This is a genomic window from Limnohabitans sp. Rim11, assembly GCF_001269365.1.
In the GTDB taxonomy this organism is placed as follows: Bacteria; Pseudomonadota; Gammaproteobacteria; order Burkholderiales; family Burkholderiaceae_C; genus Limnohabitans_A.
Genome location: NZ_CXOM01000007.1, coordinates 1 through 22,769, shown reverse-complemented (window position 1 = coordinate 22,769; position 22,769 = coordinate 1). Strand labels below are relative to the sequence as shown.

23 protein-coding genes and 3 pseudogenes are annotated in these 22,769 nt (G+C 51.4%); 12 read left to right on the top strand and 14 right to left on the bottom strand.

Features of this window, described 5'->3' with window-relative positions; genetic code table 11:
* Positions 1–4 precede the first annotated feature (4 nt).
* The gene (gene modC / locus AMM03_RS13810) at positions 5–1,102 is read right to left on the bottom strand and encodes a molybdenum ABC transporter ATP-binding protein (protein ID WP_090132563.1); all 1,098 of its coding nucleotides are present in this window, start codon (positions 1,100–1,102) and stop codon (positions 5–7) included.
* Positions 1,099–1,779 carry a molybdate ABC transporter permease subunit gene (modB, locus tag AMM03_RS13805; protein WP_090132560.1) on the bottom strand — a complete coding sequence of 227 codons (681 nt, stop codon included), beginning with the start codon at positions 1,777–1,779 and terminating at the stop codon, positions 1,099–1,101. Before modB ends, modC begins: the two co-directional genes overlap by 4 nt.
* Positions 1,780–2,034: 255 nt before the next feature.
* On the opposite strand from modB, the gene AMM03_RS13800 reads away from it, so the two are divergent.
* Both AMM03_RS13800 and AMM03_RS13795 read left to right on the top strand, forming a co-directional pair.
* A complete protein-coding gene (locus tag AMM03_RS13800; RefSeq protein WP_194942913.1) occupies positions 2,035–3,027 on the top strand; it encodes an efflux RND transporter periplasmic adaptor subunit in 993 nt (330 codons plus the stop codon).
* 2 nt (positions 3,028–3,029) lie between these two features.
* Positions 3,030–6,110, top strand: a complete 3,081-nt coding sequence (locus tag AMM03_RS13795) for an efflux RND transporter permease subunit (protein ID WP_090132554.1) — start codon at positions 3,030–3,032, stop codon at positions 6,108–6,110.
* Between the two features lie 57 nt (positions 6,111–6,167).
* On the opposite strand, the gene AMM03_RS13790 is transcribed toward AMM03_RS13795, so the two are convergent.
* On the bottom strand, positions 6,168–6,956 hold the full coding sequence (locus tag AMM03_RS13790) for an enoyl-CoA hydratase/isomerase family protein (protein WP_090132686.1): 789 nt from the start codon (positions 6,954–6,956) through the stop codon (positions 6,168–6,170).
* A 72-nt stretch (positions 6,957–7,028) separates the two neighbouring features.
* Between AMM03_RS13790 and AMM03_RS13785 the strand changes: the two genes are divergently transcribed.
* From AMM03_RS13785 to AMM03_RS13775, 3 genes are all read left to right on the top strand, one after another.
* Complete coding sequence (locus tag AMM03_RS13785) at positions 7,029–7,256, top strand: DUF4160 domain-containing protein (RefSeq protein ID WP_369793719.1); 228 nt, start codon at positions 7,029–7,031, stop codon at positions 7,254–7,256.
* Complete coding sequence (locus AMM03_RS13780) at positions 7,253–7,738, top strand: DUF2442 domain-containing protein (protein WP_090132680.1); 486 nt, start codon at positions 7,253–7,255, stop codon at positions 7,736–7,738. The genes AMM03_RS13785 and AMM03_RS13780 overlap by 4 nt, the downstream gene beginning before the upstream one ends.
* Before the next feature lie 84 nt (positions 7,739–7,822).
* Positions 7,823–8,164, top strand: coding sequence for a DUF6172 family protein (locus AMM03_RS13775; RefSeq protein ID WP_090132551.1), 342 nt, complete (start codon positions 7,823–7,825; stop codon positions 8,162–8,164).
* On the opposite strand, the gene AMM03_RS13770 is transcribed toward AMM03_RS13775, so the two are convergent.
* The 4 genes from AMM03_RS13770 to AMM03_RS13755 are packed head-to-tail and all read right to left on the bottom strand — an operon-like array spanning position 8,124 to position 12,177.
* The gene (locus tag AMM03_RS13770; RefSeq protein ID WP_228764712.1) at positions 8,124–9,017 is read right to left on the bottom strand and encodes a DMT family transporter; all 894 of its coding nucleotides are present in this window, start codon (positions 9,015–9,017) and stop codon (positions 8,124–8,126) included. The two genes, AMM03_RS13775 and AMM03_RS13770, sit on opposite strands and share 41 nt — an antisense overlap.
* Before the next feature lie 6 nt (positions 9,018–9,023).
* Positions 9,024–9,416, bottom strand: coding sequence for a Co2+/Mg2+ efflux protein ApaG (apaG, locus tag AMM03_RS13765; RefSeq protein WP_090132675.1), 393 nt, complete (start codon positions 9,414–9,416; stop codon positions 9,024–9,026).
* 44 nt (positions 9,417–9,460) lie between these two features.
* Entirely contained in the window at positions 9,461–11,728 is a 2,268-nt protein-coding gene (locus tag AMM03_RS13760; protein ID WP_090132549.1) for a xanthine dehydrogenase family protein molybdopterin-binding subunit, read from the bottom strand.
* Entirely contained in the window at positions 11,725–12,177 is a 453-nt protein-coding gene (locus AMM03_RS13755; protein ID WP_090132546.1) for a (2Fe-2S)-binding protein, read from the bottom strand. Before AMM03_RS13755 ends, AMM03_RS13760 begins: the two co-directional genes overlap by 4 nt.
* Positions 12,178–12,487: 310 nt before the next feature.
* Here AMM03_RS13755 and AMM03_RS13745 point away from each other — a divergent pair, with 310 nt between their 5' ends.
* The gene (locus AMM03_RS13745; RefSeq protein ID WP_194942912.1) at positions 12,488–13,003 is read left to right on the top strand and encodes a hypothetical protein; all 516 of its coding nucleotides are present in this window, start codon (positions 12,488–12,490) and stop codon (positions 13,001–13,003) included.
* Between the two features lies 1 nt (position 13,004).
* On the top strand, positions 13,005–14,150 hold the full coding sequence (locus tag AMM03_RS13740) for an FAD-binding domain-containing protein (protein ID WP_090132539.1): 1,146 nt from the start codon (positions 13,005–13,007) through the stop codon (positions 14,148–14,150).
* A gap of 113 nt (positions 14,151–14,263) precedes the next feature.
* Here the strand turns inward: AMM03_RS13740 and kynU are convergent, their stop codons facing one another.
* On the bottom strand, positions 14,264–15,550 hold the full coding sequence (gene kynU / locus AMM03_RS13735; protein WP_090132535.1) for a kynureninase: 1,287 nt from the start codon (positions 15,548–15,550) through the stop codon (positions 14,264–14,266).
* 212 nt (positions 15,551–15,762) lie between these two features.
* Between kynU and AMM03_RS13730 the strand changes: the two genes are divergently transcribed.
* On the top strand, positions 15,763–16,341 hold the full coding sequence (locus AMM03_RS13730) for a GNAT family N-acetyltransferase (RefSeq protein ID WP_194942911.1): 579 nt from the start codon (positions 15,763–15,765) through the stop codon (positions 16,339–16,341).
* A 54-nt stretch (positions 16,342–16,395) separates the two neighbouring features.
* Here the strand turns inward: AMM03_RS13730 and AMM03_RS13725 are convergent, their stop codons facing one another.
* From AMM03_RS13725 to AMM03_RS13705, 4 genes are all read right to left on the bottom strand, one after another.
* Positions 16,396–17,493 carry an MBL fold metallo-hydrolase gene (locus AMM03_RS13725; RefSeq protein ID WP_090132529.1) on the bottom strand — a complete coding sequence of 366 codons (1,098 nt, stop codon included), beginning with the start codon at positions 17,491–17,493 and terminating at the stop codon, positions 16,396–16,398.
* A gap of 38 nt (positions 17,494–17,531) precedes the next feature.
* Positions 17,532–17,915: a CcdB family protein gene (locus tag AMM03_RS13720; protein ID WP_228764711.1), complete on the bottom strand. Its 384-nt coding sequence runs from the start codon at positions 17,913–17,915 to the stop codon at positions 17,532–17,534.
* Complete coding sequence (locus tag AMM03_RS13715) at positions 17,854–18,123, bottom strand: type II toxin-antitoxin system Phd/YefM family antitoxin (RefSeq protein ID WP_090132524.1); 270 nt, start codon at positions 18,121–18,123, stop codon at positions 17,854–17,856. Before AMM03_RS13715 ends, AMM03_RS13720 begins: the two co-directional genes overlap by 62 nt.
* Before the next feature lie 420 nt (positions 18,124–18,543).
* A complete protein-coding gene (locus AMM03_RS13705; protein ID WP_090132520.1) occupies positions 18,544–19,005 on the bottom strand; it encodes a MerR family transcriptional regulator in 462 nt (153 codons plus the stop codon).
* Between the two features lie 243 nt (positions 19,006–19,248).
* On the opposite strand from AMM03_RS13705, the gene AMM03_RS13700 reads away from it, so the two are divergent.
* The 3 genes from AMM03_RS13700 (at position 19,249) to AMM03_RS13690 (ending at position 21,028) form a co-directional block, all read left to right on the top strand.
* On the top strand, positions 19,249–20,046 hold the full coding sequence (locus AMM03_RS13700; RefSeq protein ID WP_090132517.1) for an SDR family NAD(P)-dependent oxidoreductase: 798 nt from the start codon (positions 19,249–19,251) through the stop codon (positions 20,044–20,046).
* 10 nt (positions 20,047–20,056) lie between these two features.
* Complete coding sequence (locus tag AMM03_RS13695; RefSeq protein WP_090132515.1) at positions 20,057–20,545, top strand: hypothetical protein; 489 nt, start codon at positions 20,057–20,059, stop codon at positions 20,543–20,545.
* Between the two features lie 150 nt (positions 20,546–20,695).
* Entirely contained in the window at positions 20,696–21,028 is a 333-nt protein-coding gene (locus tag AMM03_RS13690) for a hypothetical protein (protein ID WP_228764710.1), read from the top strand.
* A gap of 163 nt (positions 21,029–21,191) precedes the next feature.
* On the opposite strand, the pseudogene AMM03_RS13685 reads toward AMM03_RS13690, so the two are convergent.
* Positions 21,192–21,437 (bottom strand): annotated as a pseudogene (locus AMM03_RS13685) (transposase); the annotation flags it as partial.
* Between the two features lie 403 nt (positions 21,438–21,840).
* Here AMM03_RS13685 and AMM03_RS13675 point away from each other — a divergent pair.
* A pseudogene (locus tag AMM03_RS13675) lies at positions 21,841–22,050 on the top strand (IS256 family transposase); the annotation flags it as partial.
* A 192-nt stretch (positions 22,051–22,242) separates the two neighbouring features.
* Here the strand turns inward: AMM03_RS13675 and AMM03_RS13670 are convergent.
* Positions 22,243–22,692 (bottom strand): annotated as a pseudogene (locus AMM03_RS13670) (ATP-binding protein); the annotation flags it as partial.
* Positions 22,693–22,769 lie beyond the last annotated feature (77 nt).

The window sequence follows — 22,769 nt, the reverse complement described above, 5'->3', positions numbered from 1 at the left end:
CTGTTCAAGCCACCAAGGCTACAGACTTCACTTGCGCCCACACTGTCTGGCCCACCTGCAGGGCTAGCTCTTCCACCGCCCGCTTTGTGACTCGGGCTAACACCTCTTCGGCGCCACACTTTAAAACCACCATCACCTGAGAAGGATGTGCATCAGGCGTAATGCTTTGAATGCTGCTGCGCAGTTGGTTTTGAATGCTGGTGTTTTGCGGCTCGGTGGTGGCCAAACTGACATCGCGCGCCAAGATGCGAATGCGTACTGCTTTGCCGACATGCAGGCCTGCATCACGCATCCACAGGAAACCCCCATCAAAGTCGACACGCGACAAATGCCATTGCGTATCTACCTGGCCAATGTGCCCTGCAATCAAGGCGCCAGCATCTTCACCCACCACAACAGGGTTCACCACTTGCGTCAGTACGGTACTCACCGGACCTTGCGCTTTGACATTTCCCTTATCGAGCACCACCAAATGGTCTGCCAAACGTGCGACTTCATCTGCTGAATGCGTGACGTACAACATCGGCATCTTGAGTTCATCACGCAGCTTTGAAAGCCAAGGAAAAATCTCTTGGCGACGCGCGGCATCCAGTGACGCCAAGGGCTCGTCCATCAAGAGCAATTGAGGTTGCATGGCAATGGCTCTGGCAATGGCGACTCGCTGACGCTCACCGCCTGAAAGCTGATGGGGCATGCGTTGTAACAAACTGCCAATACCCAAAAGTTCGATGGAAGCTTGGAGTGCTCTGGCTGCATCTGACTGGGCATTGCCAGCCGATTTCAAGGCGCGCTTCAATCCGAAATTGAGGTTATCGCTCACACGGAGGTGGGGCAACAAACTTGATTCCTGAAATACATAGCCCATAGGTCGTTGCCAAGTCGGCAGATCAATGCCTTGATGCGTATCTTGCCAAACGTGCGGGCCAATTTGAATGCGGCCAAGCTGGTTTTTTTCTAAACCCGCAACAGCTCGCAGCAATGTTGTTTTGCCAGATCCAGACGGACCAAAAATAGCGGTAATACCCTGCCCAGGCAATTGAAGGTCTACATCCAGCTTGAAAGCTGATCGGTTCAATTGAATGTGCAGGTGAAGGCTGTTCATACCACCTGCCTTTGACGGCGATTCGTTAACGCCAACGCCAACAAGACCACAAAAGAAAAGACCAACATGCCTGCAGCCAACACATGCGCTTGCGCATATTCCATGGCCTCAACATGCCCGTAAATTTCTGTCGACACCACCCGTGTTTTGCCAGGGATGTTGCCGCCAATCATCAGCACCACACCAAATTCACCCACGGTGTGGGCAAAGCTCAAAATAGCCGCCGTCACCATACCGGGCTTGGCCAAAGGTAAGGCCACAGAAAAGAAAGCATCTAAGGGGCTGGCACGCAAAGTGGCTGCAACCTCCATGGGTCGTGATCCGATGGCATCAAAGGCGTGCTGTAACGGTTGTACCGCAAAGGGCAAGGAGAACAAGATAGAACCTATCAACAAGCCAGTGAATGTGAAAGACAAAACACCCCAACCCATGGCCTGCGTGAACTGTCCTAAGGGTCCCTGTGGCCCCATCACGATGAGCAAATAAAAGCCTAAGACCGAAGGCGGAAGCACCAAGGGCAAAGTGACCAGCGCATGAATGGGTGCACGCCACACAGACTGAGTTTGCGACAGCCACCAGGCCAATGGCGTGGCCAAGATCAACAAGATCACGGTGGTTGATGTGGCCAAAGCCACTGTCAATTGAATGGCTTGCCAAGAATCGGGCGTCAAAATCATGTGCGCAAGTTTACGTCTAACTCTCCATACAGACTTCGCTAGCTTGAATTTTCGTGATGTAATTCCAGTACTTTTTTCGTACTCGGAGTTGCCATGTTGCGTTCATCCTTTTGGGCTAGCTTATTTAAACCCGTTGGACTTGCATCCTGCCTTTCGCTCAGTCTTTTTTTGCTAGCTTGCAATAAGCCCGCTGAAGACACCAACAAATCAACTGAATCTGTTGCCCTGAGCTTAGGCAATGAAGATATTGTTCAAATGGGCACAAGTGATCATGGTACAGGCCCCGTCATTTCGGGATCCTTGCAAGCCGAACTTCGCGCCGACTTGCGTGCCGAGGTCAGCGCCATGGTCGTGAAAGTGCACAAAGAAAACGGTGAAGCAGTTCGCAAAGGCGATCTGCTAGTGACCCTTGATAGCACTGTCTTGCGTGACAACCTCCAGTCAGCAGAAGAGTCATTCAGAGCCGCCGCACAATCTTTGGATGGCGCAGAGCGACAGTTTCAACGCATGAAGTCTTTGCAAGCGCAGGGCATGGTGTCAACGCAAGGGCTTGAGGAATCAGAAATCAAGCGCAACGCTGCTCAAAGTGAATCTGTAGCCAGCAAAGCGCGTGTGGCGGCTGCCAAACAACAACTCGAAAGAACCGAAGTTCGTGCACCTTTCAATGGCGTTGTGAGCGCTAAAAAGGCTTCTGCCGGCGATACCGCCCAAATTGGCAAGGAGCTCATTCAAGTGATTGACCCCAGCAGCATGCGATTTGAGGGCCAAGTTCCTGCAGACCAAATGAGCGTGGTCAAAGTGGGGCAACGCGTTAACTTTCGAATCAATGGCATGGCTCAATCAGGCGATCAATTGGGCAACAAAGGAACTGTCAAGCGCATTGACAGTGCGGCCAACCCAATTACCCGACAGGTTGCGGTGATTGTTGAAATGAGCGGCAAAGACCGCCCCCCAGTGGTGGGTCTGTACGCAGAAGGTGTCATTGAAACCCAAGTCAAACCTGCAGTCATGGTGTCTGAAAGTAGCCTTAGACGGGAAGGTGACAAAGTTTTTGCATGGGTGTTGGATGGCACAAAAATCAACAAGCGAAGCATTGAGATTGGCGATCGCGATACTCGGCTAGGACAGTGGGTCGTTCAATCAGGCTTGGCTGCAGGCGACAAGATCCTTCGCAATTCGGGAAGCTCTTTGAAAGACGGTCAGGCCTACACCCTGCGTGCTGAGACAGCTGGCAAAGTGGGTTCCTAAAAATGTTTCTGTCTAACTTCAGCGTCAAAAAACCGATTGTCACGGTTGTCATTTTGTTGATGCTCATGGCCGCAGGGCTCATGGCATTGAAAAAACTCAAGGTCAACCAAATTCCAGATGTCGATGTGCCCTTGTTGGTCGTCGACATTGTCTACCCTGGTGCATCGCCAGACACCGTCGAGCGCGAAGTCCTCAACCGTGTCGAAAAAGCTTTGCAGTCGGTCAACGGCATCAAGGAATTGCGCGGCACTGCCAACGAAAGCAACGCCAACATCTTGGTGTTCTTTGAATTTAAAAAGAACATGGTGGAGGCCACTGATGAGGTGCGCAATGCCATCGGCAAAATTCGGTACAAATTGCCAACAGAAATTCGCGAACCTGTTATTTTGCGAATTGACCCAGCTGCACAACCCATCATGCAACTGGCCTTGTCTTCTTCAAGCCAAAGTCATGCCGAAATTTCGCGGCTGGCAGAAGATCAAATATCTGACAAGTTTCGTGGCCTTCCAGGCGTGGCACAGGTCAACGTCAATGGCGCGCTTCGCCGCGAACTAAGTGTTTTACTGCACGCGCAAAAATTGCGAGAAGTCAACCTGTCGGTCACTGAAGTCGTGAGCGCCTTGCGGACACAAAATGCGACTGCACCTGTCGGCAAAGTTCGGGGGGCTTTTGAAAATCAAAGCATTCGCTTGTTGGGCCGCATCGAAACGCCTGCTGAGTTCAATCAAATTGTTGTCAAACGTAACGGTAACGAACTCATTCGTTTGGGTCAGGTTGCCACCGTGTCAGATGGTTTTGCAGAAATGTCGGGCTTGAGCGTTCGAAGCGGCAAGCCCAATGTTGGCTTGGCCATTACGCGGGCACGCGATGCATCTACCGTCAGTACGGCCAACCAAATCAGGGCCTTGGTGGCTGAACTCAACAAAACATTTCCAGAAGGCACTGTTTTGGAAGTGACCCAAGACGGCGGTAAAGAAGCTCAAAATAGCCTGAACAATGTGGTGGATGCATTGATCTTTGGTGCAGGCCTTACCATCTTTGTGGTCTACGTGTTTTTGAACTCATGGCGCTCCACACTGATTACCGCACTGTCCTTGCCTACGTCCGTCATTACGGCGTTCATTGCGGTGTGGCTTTGTGGCTTCACTTTGAACTTCATGAGCTTGCTGGGCCTTTCTTTGGCCATCGGCGTGCTCATTGACGATGCCATTGTGGTTCGAGAAAACATTGTGCGGCACATGGAACGAGGCGCCGATCGCCGCACTGCGGCCCTCAATGGCACAGCCGAAATTGGCATGGCCGTCATGGGCACCACTTTCTCTATTGTGGCGGTGTTCATTCCTGTGGCTTTCATGCCTGGCGTATCTGGCGAATGGTTCAGACCCTTCGGCCTGACAGTCGTGGCTTCGGTATTGGTCAGTCTTTTGATCTCATTTACCTTAGACCCCATGCTGTCTGCCTACTGGGGTGATCCACCCAATGAGCACCTCAAAACAAAAAAAGGCATCAGCCTCAAATTACAACAATTCAATGCTTGGTTTGATCATCAGGCAGATCGCTATGGCAATGTCATTGCTTGGGCCTTGCATCACCGTCGCTGGATGATTGCCTTTGCAGTCATTAGTTTTTTCAGTGCAATTTTTTTGCAAGCCAAATTTGGAGGCTCCAGTTTCTTGCCCAAAGCGGATGGCAAAACACTGGCCATTGACGTTAGATCGCCCTCCAGCAGCAACCTTGAATATTCCCGCATGAAGCTAGAAGCTGCAGCCGTCTTGGCCAGAAGCCTTCCAGAGACCAAAGCCACCAACAGCTACGTCAATCCAAGTGGTGGACGAATCTATGTGGACATTGGAGAAAGCACCAAACGCAAGCGCTCCGCGCAAGAAATAGCCATCGATCTGCGCAAGCGCACAGCACAGCTGGTTGGCGCCGAATACACAGTGCTTGACGATCTGTCCAATGGCGCAGCCAAACCCGTTCAAATTAGCTTCAGCGGCACCGACTCGCGAAAGCTCTTAGAAATTACCAGCGAATTCATGGAGAAGTTGCGACAAGTGCCAGGCGCAGTTGATGTGGGTTTGTCTCAACAAGATCCACAAAACGAATTGCAAATTGAGCTCGACCGTGGCTTGGCCAACTCTCTGGGCATCTCTGTCACCGATACGGCCAATGCGCTTCGTGTAGCGTTTGCAGGCATTGAGGTTGGCGATTGGGTCGACCCCACGGGTGAGTCACGCGATGTGGCCGTTCGTTTGGCACCTGAAGATCGAATGAACGCATCCAACATTGAACGCTTGCCCATTACGGTCAACGGCATGAACACGGTCATCCCTTTGTCACAAATTGCAAAAGTATCGATGGGCAAAGCCCCCTCCAAAATTGAGCATGCAGACGGCAAAAGAAACATCGGTGTCTCAGCCAATGCGCAAGGTCGCTCACCGGGCGAAGTTACCGCCGATGCACTCAAAATTGCAAAGAGCATTAACTTTCCTGAAGGCTATGGCTTAGAGCTAGAAGGCGCCTCCAAAGATCAAAAAGAAGTGTTTACTCAAATGGGCATTGCGCTTATTTCGGGCATTGGCTTGATGTACTTTATTTTGGTCATGCAATTTAGCTCGTTCACAGCGCCTTTGGCTGTGATGTTCTCTTTGCCTTTGTCGCTGATTGGTGTTGTTCTGGCACTCCTGATGACCGGCGGCACGCTCAACCTCATGAGCTTGATTGGCGTCATCATGCTCATGGGCTTGGTGGCCAAGAATGCCATTTTGTTGCTTGATGCGGCCAGGCATTTAGAGTCTGAAGGTGTCGACAGAGAAGAAGCGCTGATGGCGGCCGGTCGCAAACGTCTACGACCCATCATCATGACCACTTTTGCATTGATTGCAGGCATGATGCCCGTGGCCATTGGCATTGGTGAAGGCAGTGAGTTTTACAGGCCCATGGCCGTGGCCATCATTGGCGGTACCATCACATCAACCATCCTGACGCTACTGGTCATTCCAAGCTTTTATGACAGCATCGAGTTGTCCAGAGAAGCCTGGGGGAGGCGCCTTCAGAAGCTGGCTCAGCGCTTCAATTTTTGATCGGATGGCGGCACAACCTCGATTACGAGGGCCATGCCGCCATTCGCGTTGACTGATTTACCTACCTCGAAAAACCGGTTTTCGCCTTTCGGCAAAAGCGGCCCGACCTTCTGCAAAATCTTCGCTGAGGCTTGTTCGCTCAACGCGCGAACGCAGAACCGATTCATCGCCCAGGCCAGTGGCAATTTCATTAATCGACTTCTTGGTTTCCTCGGACGCCATGGGTGCAAGGGCAATGATGTCTTGTGTCAATCGGTTCAAACCATCTTGCCATTCGTCGGCTGCAACAAAGTCTTCAAACAAACCCAGCTTGTCCAGCTGCTGCCATGTAAAGGGCCGCGCAGTCAGGAAGGCCCGCTTGGTAGCCGATAAACCCATTCGATCGATGTATCGCGCCAAACCACTGGGGTAGTAATGCAAACCAATGGCTGTGGCTGGCATGCGCCACTCAATACCTTGTAGCCCAATGCGCAAATCGCAAGCCAACACAATGTCTGTTGCGCCGCCATACACACTGCCATTCAAGGCGCAAATGGTGATGGGTCGCAACACTGCCAAGGCTTCTGGCACTCTTTCGAATGACGTTGCGCCTTGTCCTTGCTCGTCAAAGCCGCCGATGTCATAACCGGCACAGAACACAGGCTTGGGCTGGCCCTGAGTGTTGGCAGTGAGAACCAGTACGCGAACCGTCTGATCGTCGTTCACTTGTTGAAACTGTGCCAACAAAGTTTGCAAGTCTTCGTTTTCTAGACGATTGCGTTGAGCTGGCCTGTTCAGGGTGATGGTGGCAATACCTGCCCTAATATGAAGGACAGGTGTACTGGCAGTTTGGGATATTTCAGTCATACATTGAATTGCAAAAAAGTGACCTAAAGGCATTCCTCACTATAGTGCAATGATTGCACTATACCTATTACAATGCCTACATTACAAGTTTTTCCTCAAAGTCGTGTCTTGATGTATTTTGGTGACCATCCACCACCCCACGTTCATATTCAATTGTCGGATGGCCGAGATTGCATTGTAGAAATTGAAACTCTCAAGATCATAGGCAAAATTTCATACAGAGAGATTAAAGACGCCCTGGATTGGATTGAAATTGAACGAAATTTTCTTGGCCATGAATGGCAAAGGTGCAATGCATGAACGATTATTTCTACCCCACTCTAAAAAGCGTCAAAGCACTCGAGCCTTGGATCATCCGGACGATTTGGAGCACAGGTGAAACATTCGAGGTCAATCTTCACACTGTTTTCAAGCGCAAAGCCTTTGCAGAGATCCGTCAACCAGAGGTTTTCAAAAAAGTCCATCTCAATCAAGGCTGTATTGAATGGTTCGACACTGAACTAGGCGCAGACAATGTCTATGCTTGGGCCAAGGAGCAATCTGGTGAAGTCAGCCATGAAATGTTTGGCGCGTGGATCGCTAGAAATAGCTTGTCCCTCAGTACAGCAGCAGCCGCTTTGGGAATTAGCCGCAGAATGGTCAGTTATTACAGAACAGCTGCCAAACCTATTCCGCGCGCCATTTGGTTGGCTTGTCTAGGCTGGGAAATTACCAAACCCACGCATTCTTTGCCCAGAGAATTGCCTTCATCCACTGAATATGCAGCCTTAAGAGCTGCATGATTGATTGAACCCTTGGTTCACTCGGCGATAATCAAGCCTTGCATCAACGTCCTCTAAGGGCGCTTGCCCCTCTAGGATCTCAAGATGAAAAAAAACTTCCCCCTGTTAATTGAAGGCAAAAACCCTGACCGTGTGTTGGAAGCTGTGAAGCACGAGATACGCAAATACTTCAAACGGGAACGCAACCGTGTCTTGCCTAAAGAGGTTGATTTCTGGGACTTTGACTGCAAAGTAGGTTTGACCGCAGAGACCGCTGAAGCAGTCAAAGTCAGTGCCGTGATTGAAGGCTTAGATGCCTTGGCCAAAGAAGGCGCAGCTTCGGTCTATGTAGAGATTTTGAGTAAGCATGGCATTCGCGTCATTCGCCCAGAAAACGATCCGATCATCATTGAGCGGGTTGACGACGCTGGTTTTGCCAACCGATAAATAGTCCGGCGCCGATGACCACGGCGCAACCCAAGACCATGGGTGCATTGAGTTGTTCGTCAAACACCATCACACCAATGGAAGTGCCAAACAACAGGCGCGAATATCGGTAAGGTGTGACGGCGCCAATAGAGCCAGTTCGCATTGCAGTCATCAGCGCTGTGTATGCAAAGACCCCGGCAACCAGCGCTGCGGCAATCATCAACATCTGATGTGATTGCAAAGAGACAAATGCTTTGCCATCCCACACCGCATAACAAGCACCCGCAATGACCATGGTGCTAAAGCCGTAAAAACCCAGCACCTCTTTGGTCAAGGATGAGGGGGCAGTTCGTGAAAACAAATCTCGTCCCACGAAACCCAAAGTACCCACCACCGCAAGCAAGGATAAAGCTGAAAAGTCATCTGCAGAAGGCCGCAAAATAATCAGCACGCCCGCAAGACCCACAAAAATAGCGACCCAAGTTTGAGCACTCACTTTTTCTCGCAAAAATACACGTGCACCCAAGACGACAAACAAAGGGGCAGCCTGCAAGATGGCAGTGGCAGACGACATGGGCGTTAAGGCAATGGCCAAGATGTAAAACAAGCGACCAAAAAATTCAAACATCGCCCTGAACAGCATGTTCCGAGTCAAAACGTGCGCTTGAAAAATGGGTGCTTTCACTCGCTTAGCCATGAAGGCAAACACAATCAGTCCGGCGAGGCCAAATATCATTAACACCTGTCCCACCGGCACCTGCTTGGTGACTGTCTTGAGAAATGCATCTTCAATAGCAAACGCAGCCATGGATGCAATCATCCAAAAAATGCCTAATAAATTGTTGCGTCGCGCCTGGACTGAATCAAGCATGAGACATCAATGCAAGTTGCGCTTGCCTGATTCGCTACTGAGGGCATCCAAAACAAACATGGGAATATCGACATCAAATTTTTCGCCATCTTCGGCCACGCAAAAATAGCTGCCGTGCATGGTGCCTGTGGGAGTTCTTAAGCGCGTGCCGCTGGTGTACTGAAATTTTTCACCGGGTTGCAACAAGGGCTGGTAGCCCACAACGCCCAGGCCTTTCACTTTCTCATGAAGTCCATTGGCATCGTTCACGCTCCAAGATCTTGAGATCAGTTGTGCGGCGATGGTGCCCGTATTGGTAATGGTGATGTTGTAGGCAAATGTATAGAGGTCACCCGTGGGATCTGACTGCTCCGGCAGATACTGGGGCGTGACTTCAACTTGGAATTTGTAATTTGGCATGGTGTGATTTTGATCGAAATACAAACTCAATGAATTCAACGGTCTTAAGCTTTCAAAGGCAAAGATCTAATTCTTTGACCAGTCAGTTTAAATATCGCATTGGCCACCGCCGGCGCCAACGGCGGCACTGCTGGCTCGCCCACCCCTTCCGGCGAATTGTTGCTGGGCACAATCCATGTTTCAACCACAGGCGATTGCGCCAGACTCACCAAGGGATAATTGGTGAAGTTGGTTTGTTGGACCACACCGTCTTGAATGTCAATTTGTCCAAACAAGGCTGCCGTCAAAGCAAAGTTAACTGAGCTCTCAACCTGCTGCGCCACGGTACCAGGGTTGACCACCGTGCCGCAATCGATGGCACAGACCACCCGATGAACTCGGGGTTTGCCGTCTTGCATCGATACCTCGGCCACTTGCGCCACGATAGAGCCAAACGACTCGTGCAAAGCCACGCCATGCGCGTGACCTGAAGGCAAGGCTGCGCCCCAATTGGCTTTTTCTGCGGCCAACTTTAAAACTGCCGCATAACGGGGCGCATCCTTGAGAAGTGCCAACCGAAACGCTACGGGATCTTGTTTCGATTCAAGCGCTAACTCATCGATGAAGCTTTCAGTGAAGAATGCATTGTGTGAATGACCCACCGAACGCCAAAAGCCAATGTGCACGCCCATCTTGGTAGAAACATGCGTCATGCGTTGATGCGCAAAGCCATATGGCAGATCAAATAAGCCTTCGGCTGTTGTTTTGTCGGGTGCATCGATAGGGCCAGACAGTGCTGGCAGCACACGAGACATCCAACGCGGTGAAATAGCATCACCCGCCGATTTAATTTGCAGACTCTCAACTTGTCCTTGCGCATTTACGGCAGCGCTCAACTGAGCCACATGCATTGGGCGGTAATAGTCGTGCGTCATATCTTGCTCACGCGACCAGACCAACTGCACTGGCGCGCCATCAGCAGCCATGGCCAACTGTGTGGCTTGCACCACCACATCTACTTCTAAACGCCGACCAAATCCACCGCCTAGCAAAGTGACATTGAGTTTGACCTTGTCCTCAGACAAATCGGCCACTTTGGCAGCGGCAGCACGTGCCAAGCCCGGCACTTGGGTGGGCGCCCAAATTTCTAATTGACCGCCTTTGAATTGCGCTGTGCAGTTCATGGGCTCCATGGTGGCGTGCGCCAGGTAAGGCGCTTTGTATTGCGTTTGAACGACACGCGCAGCACCTGCTTCGGCTTTAGCTGCATCACCTTGCTCGTGAAACGTAAAACCACTTTCTGATTTAAGTTTTTCAATTAGCTCTGACTCAATGCGCTTTGTATCAATAGCGCCTTCTTGGCGCTGAGCCCATTGCGCTTTGACTTTTTGAGCAGCTTGCTGTGCATGCCAAGTGGATTTGGCAATGACCGCAAAACCAGGTGCAGATCCTGCAGCACTGGCCAGCTGAATGCACTTGACAACACCCGGCATGGCCAAGGCATCTTTAGCATCGATGCTGGTAAGGCTTCCCCCCATCTGCGGTACCTGAACAATGCTGGCAAACAGCATATTGGGTAGACGAATATCCATGCCGAACACAGCGCTGCCATTTGTTTTGGGTGGTACATCTGCACGCTGCGTGACCTGACCAATCAATCGCCAATCTTTGGGATCTTTGAGAACGACGTTGGCGGGTGTTTGCGCTGCAGCGCCTTTAGCCAACTCACCATAGTGAGCAGACTTGCCAGATGGATGGCTAATCACACCCTCTTTAACGGTCAGTTCTTTGGCAGGTACTTTCCACTGGTCTGCAGCAGACAGCAACAAGCTTGCTTTGGCAGTGGCAGCTGCAGCGCGCAAATGTTCCCATGCATCTTTGACAGACGAAGAACCGCCGGTGGCATTGACACCCAATTCGCGCGCCACTTTGCTGACCATCCATTCCCCCGTCTTGACCATCATGGGCTTTTCTTTGCCTTCTGACTGCATGGGGTGAAATGGCAAGGTTCCAACAAACATGGCAACGTTGCCATAAATAGCGTCGTGACCTGCTTGCTCTAAACGAATGCGATTTAGAGGAACATCGAGTTCTTCTGCCACCAACATGGTCAAAGCATTGTGAATACCCTGACCCATGTCACTGCGGTGCATGGCCAACACCACACCACCGTCTTTGGCAATTTTGATCCAGCCATTAAGGGCCACTTCGCCCTCGGTCAGAAGCATATTGCCTGGGCTGCCCAAACGAGAGCGCGGCGGCATAACGCCCCAGCCAACCACGAGTGCACCGGTAAGACCCAGGCCGCTCAGAATAAGGTTGCGGCGCTTCATGCTTGTGCTCCTGCTGCGCGGTGAATGGCTGCACGCACGCGTTGGTAGGTGCCGCATCGGCACAGGTTGGTCATGGCTTCGTCGATATCTGCATCGGTCGGTTTGGGTTTTCTGGCCAAGAGCGCCGCGGCGGCCATGAGCATGCCGCTTTGGCAGTAACCACACTGGGGCACTTGTTCTTCTATCCAGGCTTGTTGCAAGGCGCTGGGTTTGTCGGGGGTACCCAAGGATTCAATGGTTTTGATGTTGGCGCCTGCCACACTTGATACGGGGGTGACACATGAGCGAACAGGTTGGCCGTCTTTGTGAACGGTGCAGGCACCGCACGCAGCAACGCCGCAGCCAAATTTGGTACCCGTGAGGTTGAGGGAGTCTCGTAGAACCCAGAGCAAGGGCATTTGCGGGTCGACGTCTAAGGTGACGTTGTTGCCGTTGATGTTGAGGTTCATGGCGTTATTCCTAAATGACTCATTTGCTTGGATGTTGTGATGCTAGCAGGGTTAGAGATTCGTTTCTTTTTTAGAACGTTGAGTAGTCAGCCTATAGGGGGCTTCCTCATACTGGAGTACCAGAAATCGTCAGCCCCCTATAGGCTGACTACTCAACTTATTGCAGGTGGGGAATTTGTCGCCGGTCAGAACCCCGCTTCGCAGTCTGGGGGAGAATGGGTTGGGTGGGTGACGATTTCTGGTACTCCAGTATGAGGAACTCACCCAACCCGTTCTCCCCCAGCGAGCTCAGCACCTCCTGCCTTAAATGATGAAGAAGAAAGTAGCCCTACCCCTGTTATTGATTGTCTTGGTGGCAGTTACGGCATCGCACATCAGCGTCAAGCAAGCAGACCACAGTTACCTGATGGTTGTGGACGGTATAGAGATAGATGTTCTTGGGAAAATGCAAAACCAATGGCTAACGCATACCCAAAATTGCCAAAACGTGAAGCAACTTCCGAAAGAAGAAACTACTCATGTAGCAGCGTCAAACGCCATCAAAGCATACAGCCCACCCCAATCGCAATCTGCAAAGGTAGCCAGCATGTGGTCAATGGGTGAATGGACCTTGGCTGAGGTTGAGTTTGATGAATTGCTGCCCGCCGTGGTGACCCTTCAGACCCGTGATAACGAAACACGAATCGTGCCGCGTGGCATTTGGAGTGGTCTCACTAAGCCTTGGATGGCGGCGCCTTTAATTCGGACCTACCTCAAAAAACAAGTGCCCGAAATACCCACAGAATTACTCAATTGCTTTGCCCCTCGCTCTAAGTCTTTCAACTAATATGACGCAATTTCCTCCAACGCGCGAAGCCGCATTGGCTCGCATTGCTGCGGTTCAACCTGCTGAATATGCACGCAGCCGAAATTCATTGAATGGTGCAGTGACCTGTCTCTCACCCTATCTCACTCATGGGTTTGTCAGCGTACCCGAGGTGCTTGAGGGGGTACGTTCACAACACCGAGTGAGTTCGCAAGACAAGCTGGTTTTTGAGTTGGGTTGGCGAGAGTACTACCGGCATGTTTGGCAGCACCGGGGCAATGGCATCTTCAAATCTTTGCATGAAGGTGTGTTGCCTGAAGAGGCCTACAGCCATGAAATTCCTTTGGATATTTTGAGTGGCTGCACAGGCGTTCCTGCCATCGATATGTCAGTGCAAACTTTGTACAACACCGGCTACTTACACAACCACGCGCGCATGTGGCTGGCCAGTTACATGGTCCATTTGCGCAAGGTGCATTGGCGGGCGGGTGCTGACTGGTTGTATGGTCATTTGCTAGATGGCGACTTGGCCAGCAATCATTTAAGTTGGCAATGGGTGGCTGGCACGGGCAGTCACAAACCCTATTTGTTCAATGCAGAAAATGTGGCGCGTTATGCACCAGCAGCTTGGCACAGTGCGGGTAGCGTGATTGATACTTCTTATGAGGCATTGGATGAGATTGCTAAGCAGCCGTTGCCTTTAGCATCTTCGTTCGATGCGTCAAACTCGATTCAAGAGCCCGAGTTAATGACCGAGCCTCCTGCAAGTTTGAATATTTCAAAGCCCAATGCCTCGAAGGCTCAGGGTCGTGATGTGTGGCTGGTTCACCCCTGGAGTTTGGGAGATTTGCCTGCAGATCTTGACCAAAACACTTTGGTGATTGGCGTCTATCTGTCTGAGTTTCACCGTGATTGGCCTTGGGATGAAAGACGCTGGATGTTCGTTCAAACTCGCATGAACGAGTTGGCAAGTGAGTGTTGGTTTGGAGATGCTTTATCCATTGCGGCGGCGTTAGAGGGGGCAACTCGTGTAAGGGGTGTGATGGAAGCGCATATTGCTTCTTTGCTGCCTGCTATGGGACATTTCAGTCCTGCGCCCGCTTTGTTTGCTGAAGTCGATAAACGTTGCGACTCGTTCTCTAAGTGGTGGAATATTGTTTCTCGATAGTGTTCGCTTTTTTGGGTGGGTGTGCATTGGGCGGGCAACGATTTCTGGTACCCCAGTATGAGGCGCCCGCCCAATGCACACCCACCCAGCGAGCTCAGAACAAAATTTGAACTTCAAGTCACTTCATTCTTAAGTGCAAAACGTGCCTCGCGCCACTCGCCGCTGTCCATCACCTGGCAAAGTTGCTCCACGGCAAGCCATACATCGGCATACCCAATGTAGAGCGGTGTAAAACCGAAGCGAAGAATATCGGGGTGTTGGCCGCCATCACCTGCACGAAAGTCGCCAATCACACCGCGTGCAATCAAGGCCTGCACAATGGCGTAGGCACCTTCGGCTCGCGCAAGACTTACCTGAGAACCGCGCAGGCTCTCTTGGTTGGGCGTGACGATGTCAAAGCCGTGCGCGTGAAGTCGCGCGCGCACCAGCTGCATAAACAAACCCGTGAGGGTCAATGATTTACGCCGCAGCGCAGCCATGCCGCCCAGCGACTCGGCAGCTAGAAAGGCGTCAAGACCACAGTCCAGTGCCGTCAGGCTAAGGATGGGTTGCGTGCCGCACTGGTAACGGGCAATACCCTTAGCCGGCCGATAGTCCGGCGTAAATTCAAACGGCGCAGCATGTCCCCACCAGCCTGCCAGTGGTTGCCAGAATCTGTCGGTATGACGGGGATGCACCCACACAAAGGCTGGCGCACCGGGTCCGCCGTTGAGATATTTGTAACCACAGCCTACTGCGAAGTCGGCTTTTGCCCCATGCAGGTCAACGGGCACGGCACCTGCACTATGGGCCAGATCCCAGACGGTCAGAATGCCGCGCACATGTGCCAAGGCAGACACAGCGGCCATATCGTGCATTGCACCAGTTCGGTAGTTCACATGGGTGAGCATGAGGACGGCCACATCGTCTTGGAGGGCTTCAGCGATGCCTTCAGCCTCCACCAATTGCAATGTGAAACCACGCTCCTTGCAAAGCGCTTCTGCGATGTAGAGGTCGGTGGGGAAGTTACTGCGCTCGCTGACGATTATCTTTTTGTGCGGTGCATCAGCTGCAGCGATGTTGAGTGCTGCCGCCAGAACTTTGTAGAGGTTGATGGAGGTGCTATCAGCAGCCACAACTTCGCCCTGTTGCGCACCTATCAATCGGCCAATCTTATCGCCCACTTGCTGCGGCAACTTGAACCAGCCCGCTGTATTCCAGCTTTTGATGAGATCGTGTCCCCATTCATGTGTGACAGCCTGGGCTACGCGTGCCGCGGTGGCACGCGGCAGCACGCCCAGCGAATTGCCATCGAGGTAAATCACACCCTGCGGTAGCTCAAAATGCTGGCGCAAAGAACGCAGTGGGTCGTTCAGGTCCAAGACTTCGCAGTCTTGAAGTGAGGGGACGAGAGAACTCATCGTCTGTCTTTCATGTTTAACGCGCTGCTGCAAGCATGTCGCTATGATTTATGGCGCAGCAAATTTCAAAGCACGCTCAAAGTATTTGAGTTCAAGATGGGCACTGCTTAAGTGCTGATTGAAATTCATTATTCACCACTTCAAGCGCCAGTGCAATCAGCTAGATAAAAGCTTTCTGCATGCCGACACATGTAGCGCTATCATGCCCACCCATGAGTCAGCCTTTATCCATCATCCACACCCCGCGCCTAGAACTGATTCCAGCCAGCATCGACTTGGCCAAAAGGGTCGTCGAGTTCTACCAACGCAACGAGCCACACTTAACGCCCTGGGAACCCCCTAAACCCTTAGCCTTTGATACCGAAATCCATCAGCGCAATCGATTGGCACAAGCTGAGCAAGCTGCCAAAGACGGCACAGCGGTGAGATGGTGGCTTTGTCTTCGCAACGAACCCAATGTCTTGGTAGGTAGCATCGGTTTAACTGCCATCGTCCGCGGGGGCTTTCAAAATGCAATGCTCGGCTATGCAATTGACGAAAAATTTCAGGGCCAGGGATTGATGCAAGAGGCACTTGCTGCCGCTATTGAATATGCGTTCTCTACTGAACTGAATTTGCACCGGATCCAAGCCAACGTACGCCCTGAAAATCTTCGAAGTCTCAAGTTATTGGAACGACTGGGTTTCGAGCGGGAAGGGTTTGCGAAAGACTACTTGTTCATCCATGATGCTTGGCACGACCATGTGATGTTTGCATTGCGAAATGAAAATTTCAAAGGAAATCTCGTTTGAAAAACTGCTAATTTCAGCGAGCGGTTGATGCAGCCATTTAGTAGAAATGAAGTTTTATTTCTGCCAAGTCTGTCCGTGCTTCAACACAAAGAAGTTAACAGGCGAAGAAGCATCTTTTTTAGCCAGTTCTAAATCCTTGGGAGCCTGATCCAAAGACTCATCGCTCATACCGTCAAAAGTACCCCAGTGAATGCCGATGGCCGCTTTGGCATTGACATCCTTTTGTACCTGAAGCGCCTCTGAAGGATTGATATGCGAGTCCTTCATAAACCATCTTGGTTCATAAGCGCCAATTGCAATGGCCGCCAGGTCAAAGCCTCCCATGCGCCGTGCAATGTCTTGGGTGTCTGGCGAATAAGCCAGATCGCCAGAAAACCAAAATTTAAAGTCAGGGTGCATCAGAGCCCAACTGCCCCAGAGTGTTTCGTAGCGATCGCTCACCGACCTGGCGCTCCAATGTTGTACCGCTAAAAAGTGCAACTCGAGATTTTTTGATTTGCCTTGCAGGCTGGCTTGTTGATCCCAATCCAAAGCAAAAACGTTTTGTGCGGGCCCCTTCAAAACAGTTCCCTTAATTTCTTTCTTGAACCAATGCTGAATTCCAAGCGGCACATAAAAACGAATGCCTGCATGACCCGACATGAGTGCTTGGATGGTTTCTTTGTCTAAGTGATCCCAATGGTTGTGTGAGATCACGACAGCATCGATGGTTGGCAGTTTGTCGAAAGGAATACCGGGGGCCTGATGCCGTTTAGGCCCAGCAAAACTGAAAGGCGAAGCACGTTGACCCCAATGTGGATCGGTCAGTAGGTTCAAGCCGTCGATTTGAACCAATAGCGTTGAATGTCCAACCCATGTCACTCTGGGCTGTGTACTTTCACTACCAATCAATTCAAGGTTTGGCTCGATGCCCATGATGGGCTGAGCAGGCGGTTTGGGCAAACCATCTCGCAGACGTTCCCATTGCCAGCGCAAGAGACCTGGTTTGTCTGATCTCTCTACATAACGGTTGGAGAATCCGTCGGGGCGGTGATGTGGTTTGCTAGCGTCGTAGTCGGGGTTTGAACGAGGGGCCATGCTGACGCAGGCGGCTAGCAATGCGCAAGCCAAAGTAATGGCACCACTAAAGACCATGAATTTTCGAAATTTCATCTTCAATGAATTTTAAGAATGCTTGATTAGCAAACAATTTAAATTCCAGATAAGACTGCATCCATGGCAGATACCAGGGCACTGCCTTGCGCAGCAACATTGGCAACAGGTTTTCTAAGTAACTTAGCAGGCAAAGGTGCAGCAAAATGGGCTAGTGCATGGCATCGTTGCCCCTTCACCATAACAACTGGGCACAGCGAGATTGGCGTCTTAAGAGCAGTATCTGAAATAGCAAGCGGCATGGTCAGCCTGGTGGCTAATGCGTCAAGCAGATCGCTCTGAATAACGACCACATAAGGAATTCCTTCGGAGACGCTTCTGCTTGGGTTGGGATAGACGTCATATTGAGCCATTGGAAATTTACCAAGGGCGCAGATCAGCGCCAGGTATCCCGTGAGTTTCGCAATGAGAATTTTGAACATCAATCCAATCGCCAAACTCTTTTTCAAATTTTTTCTTGCGAGCCGCTAAGGTGCTCTTGTCATGATTGGCTTTTAGCGCTTGATAGTGTTCTGCAGACAAAATGACGGTATCGAGCTGACCCGATTTTTCCACGAAGACTGGCTCTCGCTTTGCTTGAGCAGAAAGGCTGCCGAATCGATTTTTGGCTTCTGTGGCGGTGACGCGCATAACGAGCTTCCAAAGTGATTAGCCATTTTAGCCATTATGGCTCTAGCATGGCAATGGCGCAGGCTTGCATTTTCTTGCGGATAACCATTGGTTTGATTCGCTAAAGGGTGTTTCTTTGAAGTGCGTTGAGCTGTTCGCAGTCTGGGTGGGTGTGCATTGGGCGGGCAACGATTTCTGGTACCCCAGTATGAGGCGCCCGCCCAATGCACACTCACCCAGCGAGCCCAGCAAAAAAATAGCCCCGCAATTTAGCGAGGCTATTGACTTGGCGGAGCAGAACATGCTTCATCACAAACCGCCTAAGTTTCCCAAGAACAAGCCGATTAAGTACTTGGGGTCTAGGTCAGCATTCTAAATGTTGAGACATCTTCAATTCGAGTAGCCGGTCTGGATAAAACACACCTTACCTAAACGTCAGGTTCAGGCGCGGCGCTTGGTTTTCTCGACGGACAGAGCGGTCATGAATTCAAAGACGAAGTTGCAGTCATCGTCCTGCAACACGCTCATGTCACCCATGGCAACCGGAGCCATATAGCCTCGAATAACTTTCAAACCAGCAATGCGTTCATCAATTTTCGACAATACTTCTCCCGCCAGTTGCTGTATCGCTTGTTCATCGAGGACGCCGTGATCGCGATCAGACAGTAGGAGTGCGATTTCGGCCAGCGTGAGGCCGAGTTCCTTCAGATGCAATATGGCCCTGAGCCGGTCCAGCGTTTCGCTGCCATATTGTCGATAGCCAGCTTCCGTTCTGCTCTGGGGTGCAATCAGCCCCTCTTCTTCATACAAGCGCAATTGACCACGGGTCACGTTGGCCGCCTTGCACAAGGCGCTGGTCGTCTGCAAAGTCTTGAAAGCCTTTACGGGCATTACGCTTTTCATATTATTTTTCCGGTTATTGAGAGCAAGGGCGTATTCCTGAAGCCTGCGTCAGGGCCGTTAAGCCAGATTAAGTTCGGGGCGGCCTAGACGACTACATAGCCGTCAACACATGTTAAACCTGGCGCCTGGGTGCCAGGTCAAGTGTTTGTGTGCGCAAAATCAAGGCAAAGAAATGTCTTGACCTGGCACCTTTCTACCGGGTTTTTAATCTCCTAATCGACAAAACGACTATGGAGAATAATCTTGACCACACTATCAACATCCAACAAAACCGCGCTCATCACTGGTGCTTCATCAGGTATCGGCATGGCGCTAGCCCACCAATTTGCGCAAGATGGCTATCAGCTCGTGCTGGCAGCCCGGGGCGTGGCCAAAATGCAGGCCTTGGCCGATAAGCTGCAGCAGAAGTTTAAGGTTGCCGTCACTGTCATTGGCGCGGACTTGGAAACCAATGATGGTGCCGCACGGCTGCACGCCGATATCAAAGCGCGGGGTATCGTGCTGAGCGCGCTGGCGAACAACGCTGGGTACGGGGCCTTTGGCGAGTTCAAAGACTCTGCATTGATGTCTGAGCTGGCCATGATGCAGCTCAACATGAACACAGTCGTTGTATTGACCAAGCTTTTCCTGCCAGATCTCTTGGCGACACGCGGCAAAATTCTCAACACAGCCTCCACAGCGGCCTTTCAGCCAGGCCCCTACATGGCGGTGTACTACGCCACCAAATCTTTCGTTCTTAGCTTTTCGGAAGCTATTGCATCGGAGTTGGAAGACACAGGCGTAACTGTCACTGCACTGTGCCCCGGCCCAACAGCTTCAGGTTTTCAGGACAAGGCTGACCTTGGAAACTCTGCCCTGATTAAAGGCAAGAAACTGCCCACGTCTGAGGAAGTTGCTGAATTGGGCTACCGCGCCATGCAACGCGGACAGCGCGTCTACATCCCTGGCTTCGTCAATTGGGCGATGGCCCAAAGCATGCGTTTCACGCCGCGAAATCTGGCCACTAAGGTGGTGAAAATTTTGACCAGACCCATCTCATAAAGCCAACACCATGATTGATAACATGAACAGCTACTTCGTCGCAGAGAAGCAAGAGAGCGTGATTTTTATTGCCGTTGGCCTTCTGGCCTTAGCTATCAGCGTCTGGCTCTGGGTGAATGGGCACCGCCTGAAGTCTATGGCCTATCCGCTGGTAGTCATTGGTTTGATGCAGATAGTGGTGGGTGGCACCGTATACCTCCGCACCTACTTGCAAGTGTCAACCTTGAGCGCGCAGTTGCAGTTGAACCCTTCGGTACTAAAAGCCGAGGAAACCACCCGCATGCAGACCGTCATGAAAAACTTTTCGATCTACAAAGGAATCGAAATGCTGCTGCTGATCATAGGTGTCGGGATGATTGCCTTTTTGCAGCGCCACGACATGGCAGCGGGCATTGGCGTAGGGCTCGTATTGCAGGCTGCACTCACTCTGACGCTGGACCTATTTGCTGAGGCCAGAGGTGCAGATTACTTGTCAGCGGTGCAAAGAATAGCAATCTGAGTCACTTGGTCCCACGTGTGGTCGGATTGCGAAACTGCAAGGGCCATGCTTGCCCGTGCATGCACTAACCCCCCCGCTGAGAAAAAACACCTAGCCAACCGGTATGAACCTATATGAAACCACTGCATATAGGCATCAAGGAGCAAGGCCATGGCTACTAACAACACCTCATCTTCGAACCCACGGGCTGAAAAAATGGGTGACGTGCTGGACGTCCTGTCCAGCGGCATCGCCAAAACCGCAGCCAACGAACCCAAGTTCGAGCCCCAACTCCTGGTTGCAGAGGTCCCGGCCAAACCTACCCGTCAACTCCTGACCGAAATAATGCTCGCCGATCGTTGGGTGTGTTCAGTCGCACGCCTTCAGCGGTGGCGCACCGTCGGCGAGGGGCCGCAGTACTTGAAAATCGTGGGGAAAGTTTTGTACCGGCTCAAAGACATTGAGGCCTATGAAGAAGCCTGTCTGATCCGGAAAGTGCTCTAGGGGCGTACCCAAAGAGGCCCCGAACGAGTTGTAAATTGTTCGAACGAATTGGAATCAGTTCGAAATAGTCTTGGCGGGGCAGAACATACCTCATCACAAACCGGCTAAGTTTCCCAAGGACAAGCAAATCAAGCACTTGGGGTTCAATTCATCATTCTAAATGTTGAGACAGCGCTGGAACCTTGAGCTTCTCTTGCAGATACATCTTTTTAAGGCGCCGGTTCTCGTCTTCGAGTTCCTTCATGCGCGCCATCATGGAGGTGTCCATGCCGCCAAACTTGGCGCGCCACTTGTAAAACGTGGCGCTGCTGATGCCCAATTCCCGGCAAATCTCGGGTACTGCCAGGCCAGCCTCAACCCGTTTGAGCGCAGCCATGATCTGGCCGTCGGTAAATCTTGACTTCTTCATGTAGAAATTCCTTTGTGGAAAATTCTACTTCTCGGGCCTTTGGTCTATTGGGGGGATTACCGGGCTTGAGTACCCCCTTGCAGACGAAGGAATTGCGAGCAGGCAATCAAAGCGTTGTCAATTAGTCTTTAAAAGTTACGAATCATGGAACACTGCTCCATGCGAGTCCTAACAAGAGCTAACGGGGATATGGGTTACGACCAAAAAATGATGGGCTCAGGCCCCGTCCTTGCTACTGATTTCCCTGCGCAACCTGTTGCGCAGCAGGACCATACCCGATGCAACCCGTCAAGCCGATCAAAGGGGTGGGTGATGGATCACTACCCCGAACAAAAAAACCCACCGGAGTGAAGCCAGTTCTTAATTCCGTGTTTGAGGCACAACATGACCAAAAGGACTATTTATGCCCACCAAAACGAAGTTGAAGAACGCCGCGATCGCGGCAAAGTCGGCAGCGCTGCCGAAGATTTCCAAAGAACTGATTGAGGAGTTTGTGACCGGTCCGATAAACGGAGAGACGGTTAACGTCGCTTCCATGGCGTTTAAGAAGGCGCTGATCGAGCGGTCCATGGCTGCCGAGTTGGGGCACCACCTGAGCCACCCCGCTGGCGCGTCGTTGCTTGTACTTTGGCGGGGCAGCGACACATAAAACAGCATGCAATTGGTACGGTTCAAATTCAGTTTTGCCCCATCCAACTTGATGGAGCGATTTCCCTCATTGCTTACTCACTGATGTTGAATTGCAACGCAAAGTGAGCCACTATTTGCAACCAATATTGAGCCACCAGTTTTTAAATAATTTGGCCTAGTCGGTTGTGGATAAGTTTAACTGTTCTGCGTTTTTTGCTCCTTTCCCTTTTGATTTCTTTGCGTTTTGATTGCTCGCTTGGGACTGCTTGAAGCGCCAACTCTCATTGCCAGTTTCAACAATGTGACAGCGATGCGTCAGGCGGTCTAGAAGAGCTGTGGTCATCTTGGCATCTCCAAACACATTAGCCCATTCAGAGAAGTTCAAGTTGGTTGTGATCACCACGCTGGTTCTCTCATAAAGCTTGGACAGCAAATGAAACAGCAGTGCGCCTCCAGACTGCGTAAACGGCAAGTACCCCATCTCATCCAGAACAACCAGGTCCACGTACATCAAGCGGTGAGCCAGTTGGCCGTGTTTGCTTTGAGACTTCTCTAGCTCCAGCGCATTCACAAGCTCCACCGTTGAGAAGAAGCGAACTCGCTTGCCCTTGGCCCTTACCGCTTGCCTTCTTTGCCCAACACACCGGCCATTGCAGAAGCTGGCGTCAAAGGCTTTGAAATCAATATTTCATTTGGGCTTTA

What these genes read in the sequence shown, in the direction of transcription:
- modC (WP_090132563.1), bottom strand. Translation starts at nt 1,102, where the DNA reads ATGAACAGCCTTCACCTGCACATTCAATTGAACCGATCAGCTTTCAAG.
- modB (WP_090132560.1), bottom strand. Translation starts at nt 1,779, where the DNA reads ATGATTTTGACGCCCGATTCTTGGCAAGCCATTCAATTGACAGTGGCT.
- AMM03_RS13800 (WP_194942913.1), top strand. Translation starts at nt 2,035, where the DNA reads ATGGGCACAAGTGATCATGGTACAGGCCCCGTCATTTCGGGATCCTTG.
- AMM03_RS13795 (WP_090132554.1), top strand. Translation starts at nt 3,030, where the DNA reads ATGTTTCTGTCTAACTTCAGCGTCAAAAAACCGATTGTCACGGTTGTC.
- AMM03_RS13790 (WP_090132686.1), bottom strand. Translation starts at nt 6,956, where the DNA reads ATGACTGAAATATCCCAAACTGCCAGTACACCTGTCCTTCATATTAGG.
- AMM03_RS13785 (WP_369793719.1), top strand. Translation starts at nt 7,029, where the DNA reads ATGCCTACATTACAAGTTTTTCCTCAAAGTCGTGTCTTGATGTATTTT.
- AMM03_RS13780 (WP_090132680.1), top strand. Translation starts at nt 7,253, where the DNA reads ATGAACGATTATTTCTACCCCACTCTAAAAAGCGTCAAAGCACTCGAG.
- AMM03_RS13775 (WP_090132551.1), top strand. Translation starts at nt 7,823, where the DNA reads ATGAAAAAAAACTTCCCCCTGTTAATTGAAGGCAAAAACCCTGACCGT.
- AMM03_RS13770 (WP_228764712.1), bottom strand. Translation starts at nt 9,017, where the DNA reads ATGCTTGATTCAGTCCAGGCGCGACGCAACAATTTATTAGGCATTTTT.
- apaG (WP_090132675.1), bottom strand. Translation starts at nt 9,416, where the DNA reads ATGCCAAATTACAAATTCCAAGTTGAAGTCACGCCCCAGTATCTGCCG.
- AMM03_RS13760 (WP_090132549.1), bottom strand. Translation starts at nt 11,728, where the DNA reads ATGAAGCGCCGCAACCTTATTCTGAGCGGCCTGGGTCTTACCGGTGCA.
- AMM03_RS13755 (WP_090132546.1), bottom strand. Translation starts at nt 12,177, where the DNA reads ATGAACCTCAACATCAACGGCAACAACGTCACCTTAGACGTCGACCCG.
- AMM03_RS13745 (WP_194942912.1), top strand. Translation starts at nt 12,488, where the DNA reads ATGAAGAAGAAAGTAGCCCTACCCCTGTTATTGATTGTCTTGGTGGCA.
- AMM03_RS13740 (WP_090132539.1), top strand. Translation starts at nt 13,005, where the DNA reads ATGACGCAATTTCCTCCAACGCGCGAAGCCGCATTGGCTCGCATTGCT.
- kynU (WP_090132535.1), bottom strand. Translation starts at nt 15,550, where the DNA reads ATGAGTTCTCTCGTCCCCTCACTTCAAGACTGCGAAGTCTTGGACCTG.
- AMM03_RS13730 (WP_194942911.1), top strand. Translation starts at nt 15,763, where the DNA reads ATGAGTCAGCCTTTATCCATCATCCACACCCCGCGCCTAGAACTGATT.
- AMM03_RS13725 (WP_090132529.1), bottom strand. Translation starts at nt 17,493, where the DNA reads ATGAAATTTCGAAAATTCATGGTCTTTAGTGGTGCCATTACTTTGGCT.
- AMM03_RS13720 (WP_228764711.1), bottom strand. Translation starts at nt 17,915, where the DNA reads ATGTTCAAAATTCTCATTGCGAAACTCACGGGATACCTGGCGCTGATC.
- AMM03_RS13715 (WP_090132524.1), bottom strand. Translation starts at nt 18,123, where the DNA reads ATGCGCGTCACCGCCACAGAAGCCAAAAATCGATTCGGCAGCCTTTCT.
- AMM03_RS13705 (WP_090132520.1), bottom strand. Translation starts at nt 19,005, where the DNA reads ATGAAAAGCGTAATGCCCGTAAAGGCTTTCAAGACTTTGCAGACGACC.
- AMM03_RS13695 (WP_090132515.1), top strand. Translation starts at nt 20,057, where the DNA reads ATGATTGATAACATGAACAGCTACTTCGTCGCAGAGAAGCAAGAGAGC.
- AMM03_RS13690 (WP_228764710.1), top strand. Translation starts at nt 20,696, where the DNA reads ATGGCTACTAACAACACCTCATCTTCGAACCCACGGGCTGAAAAAATG.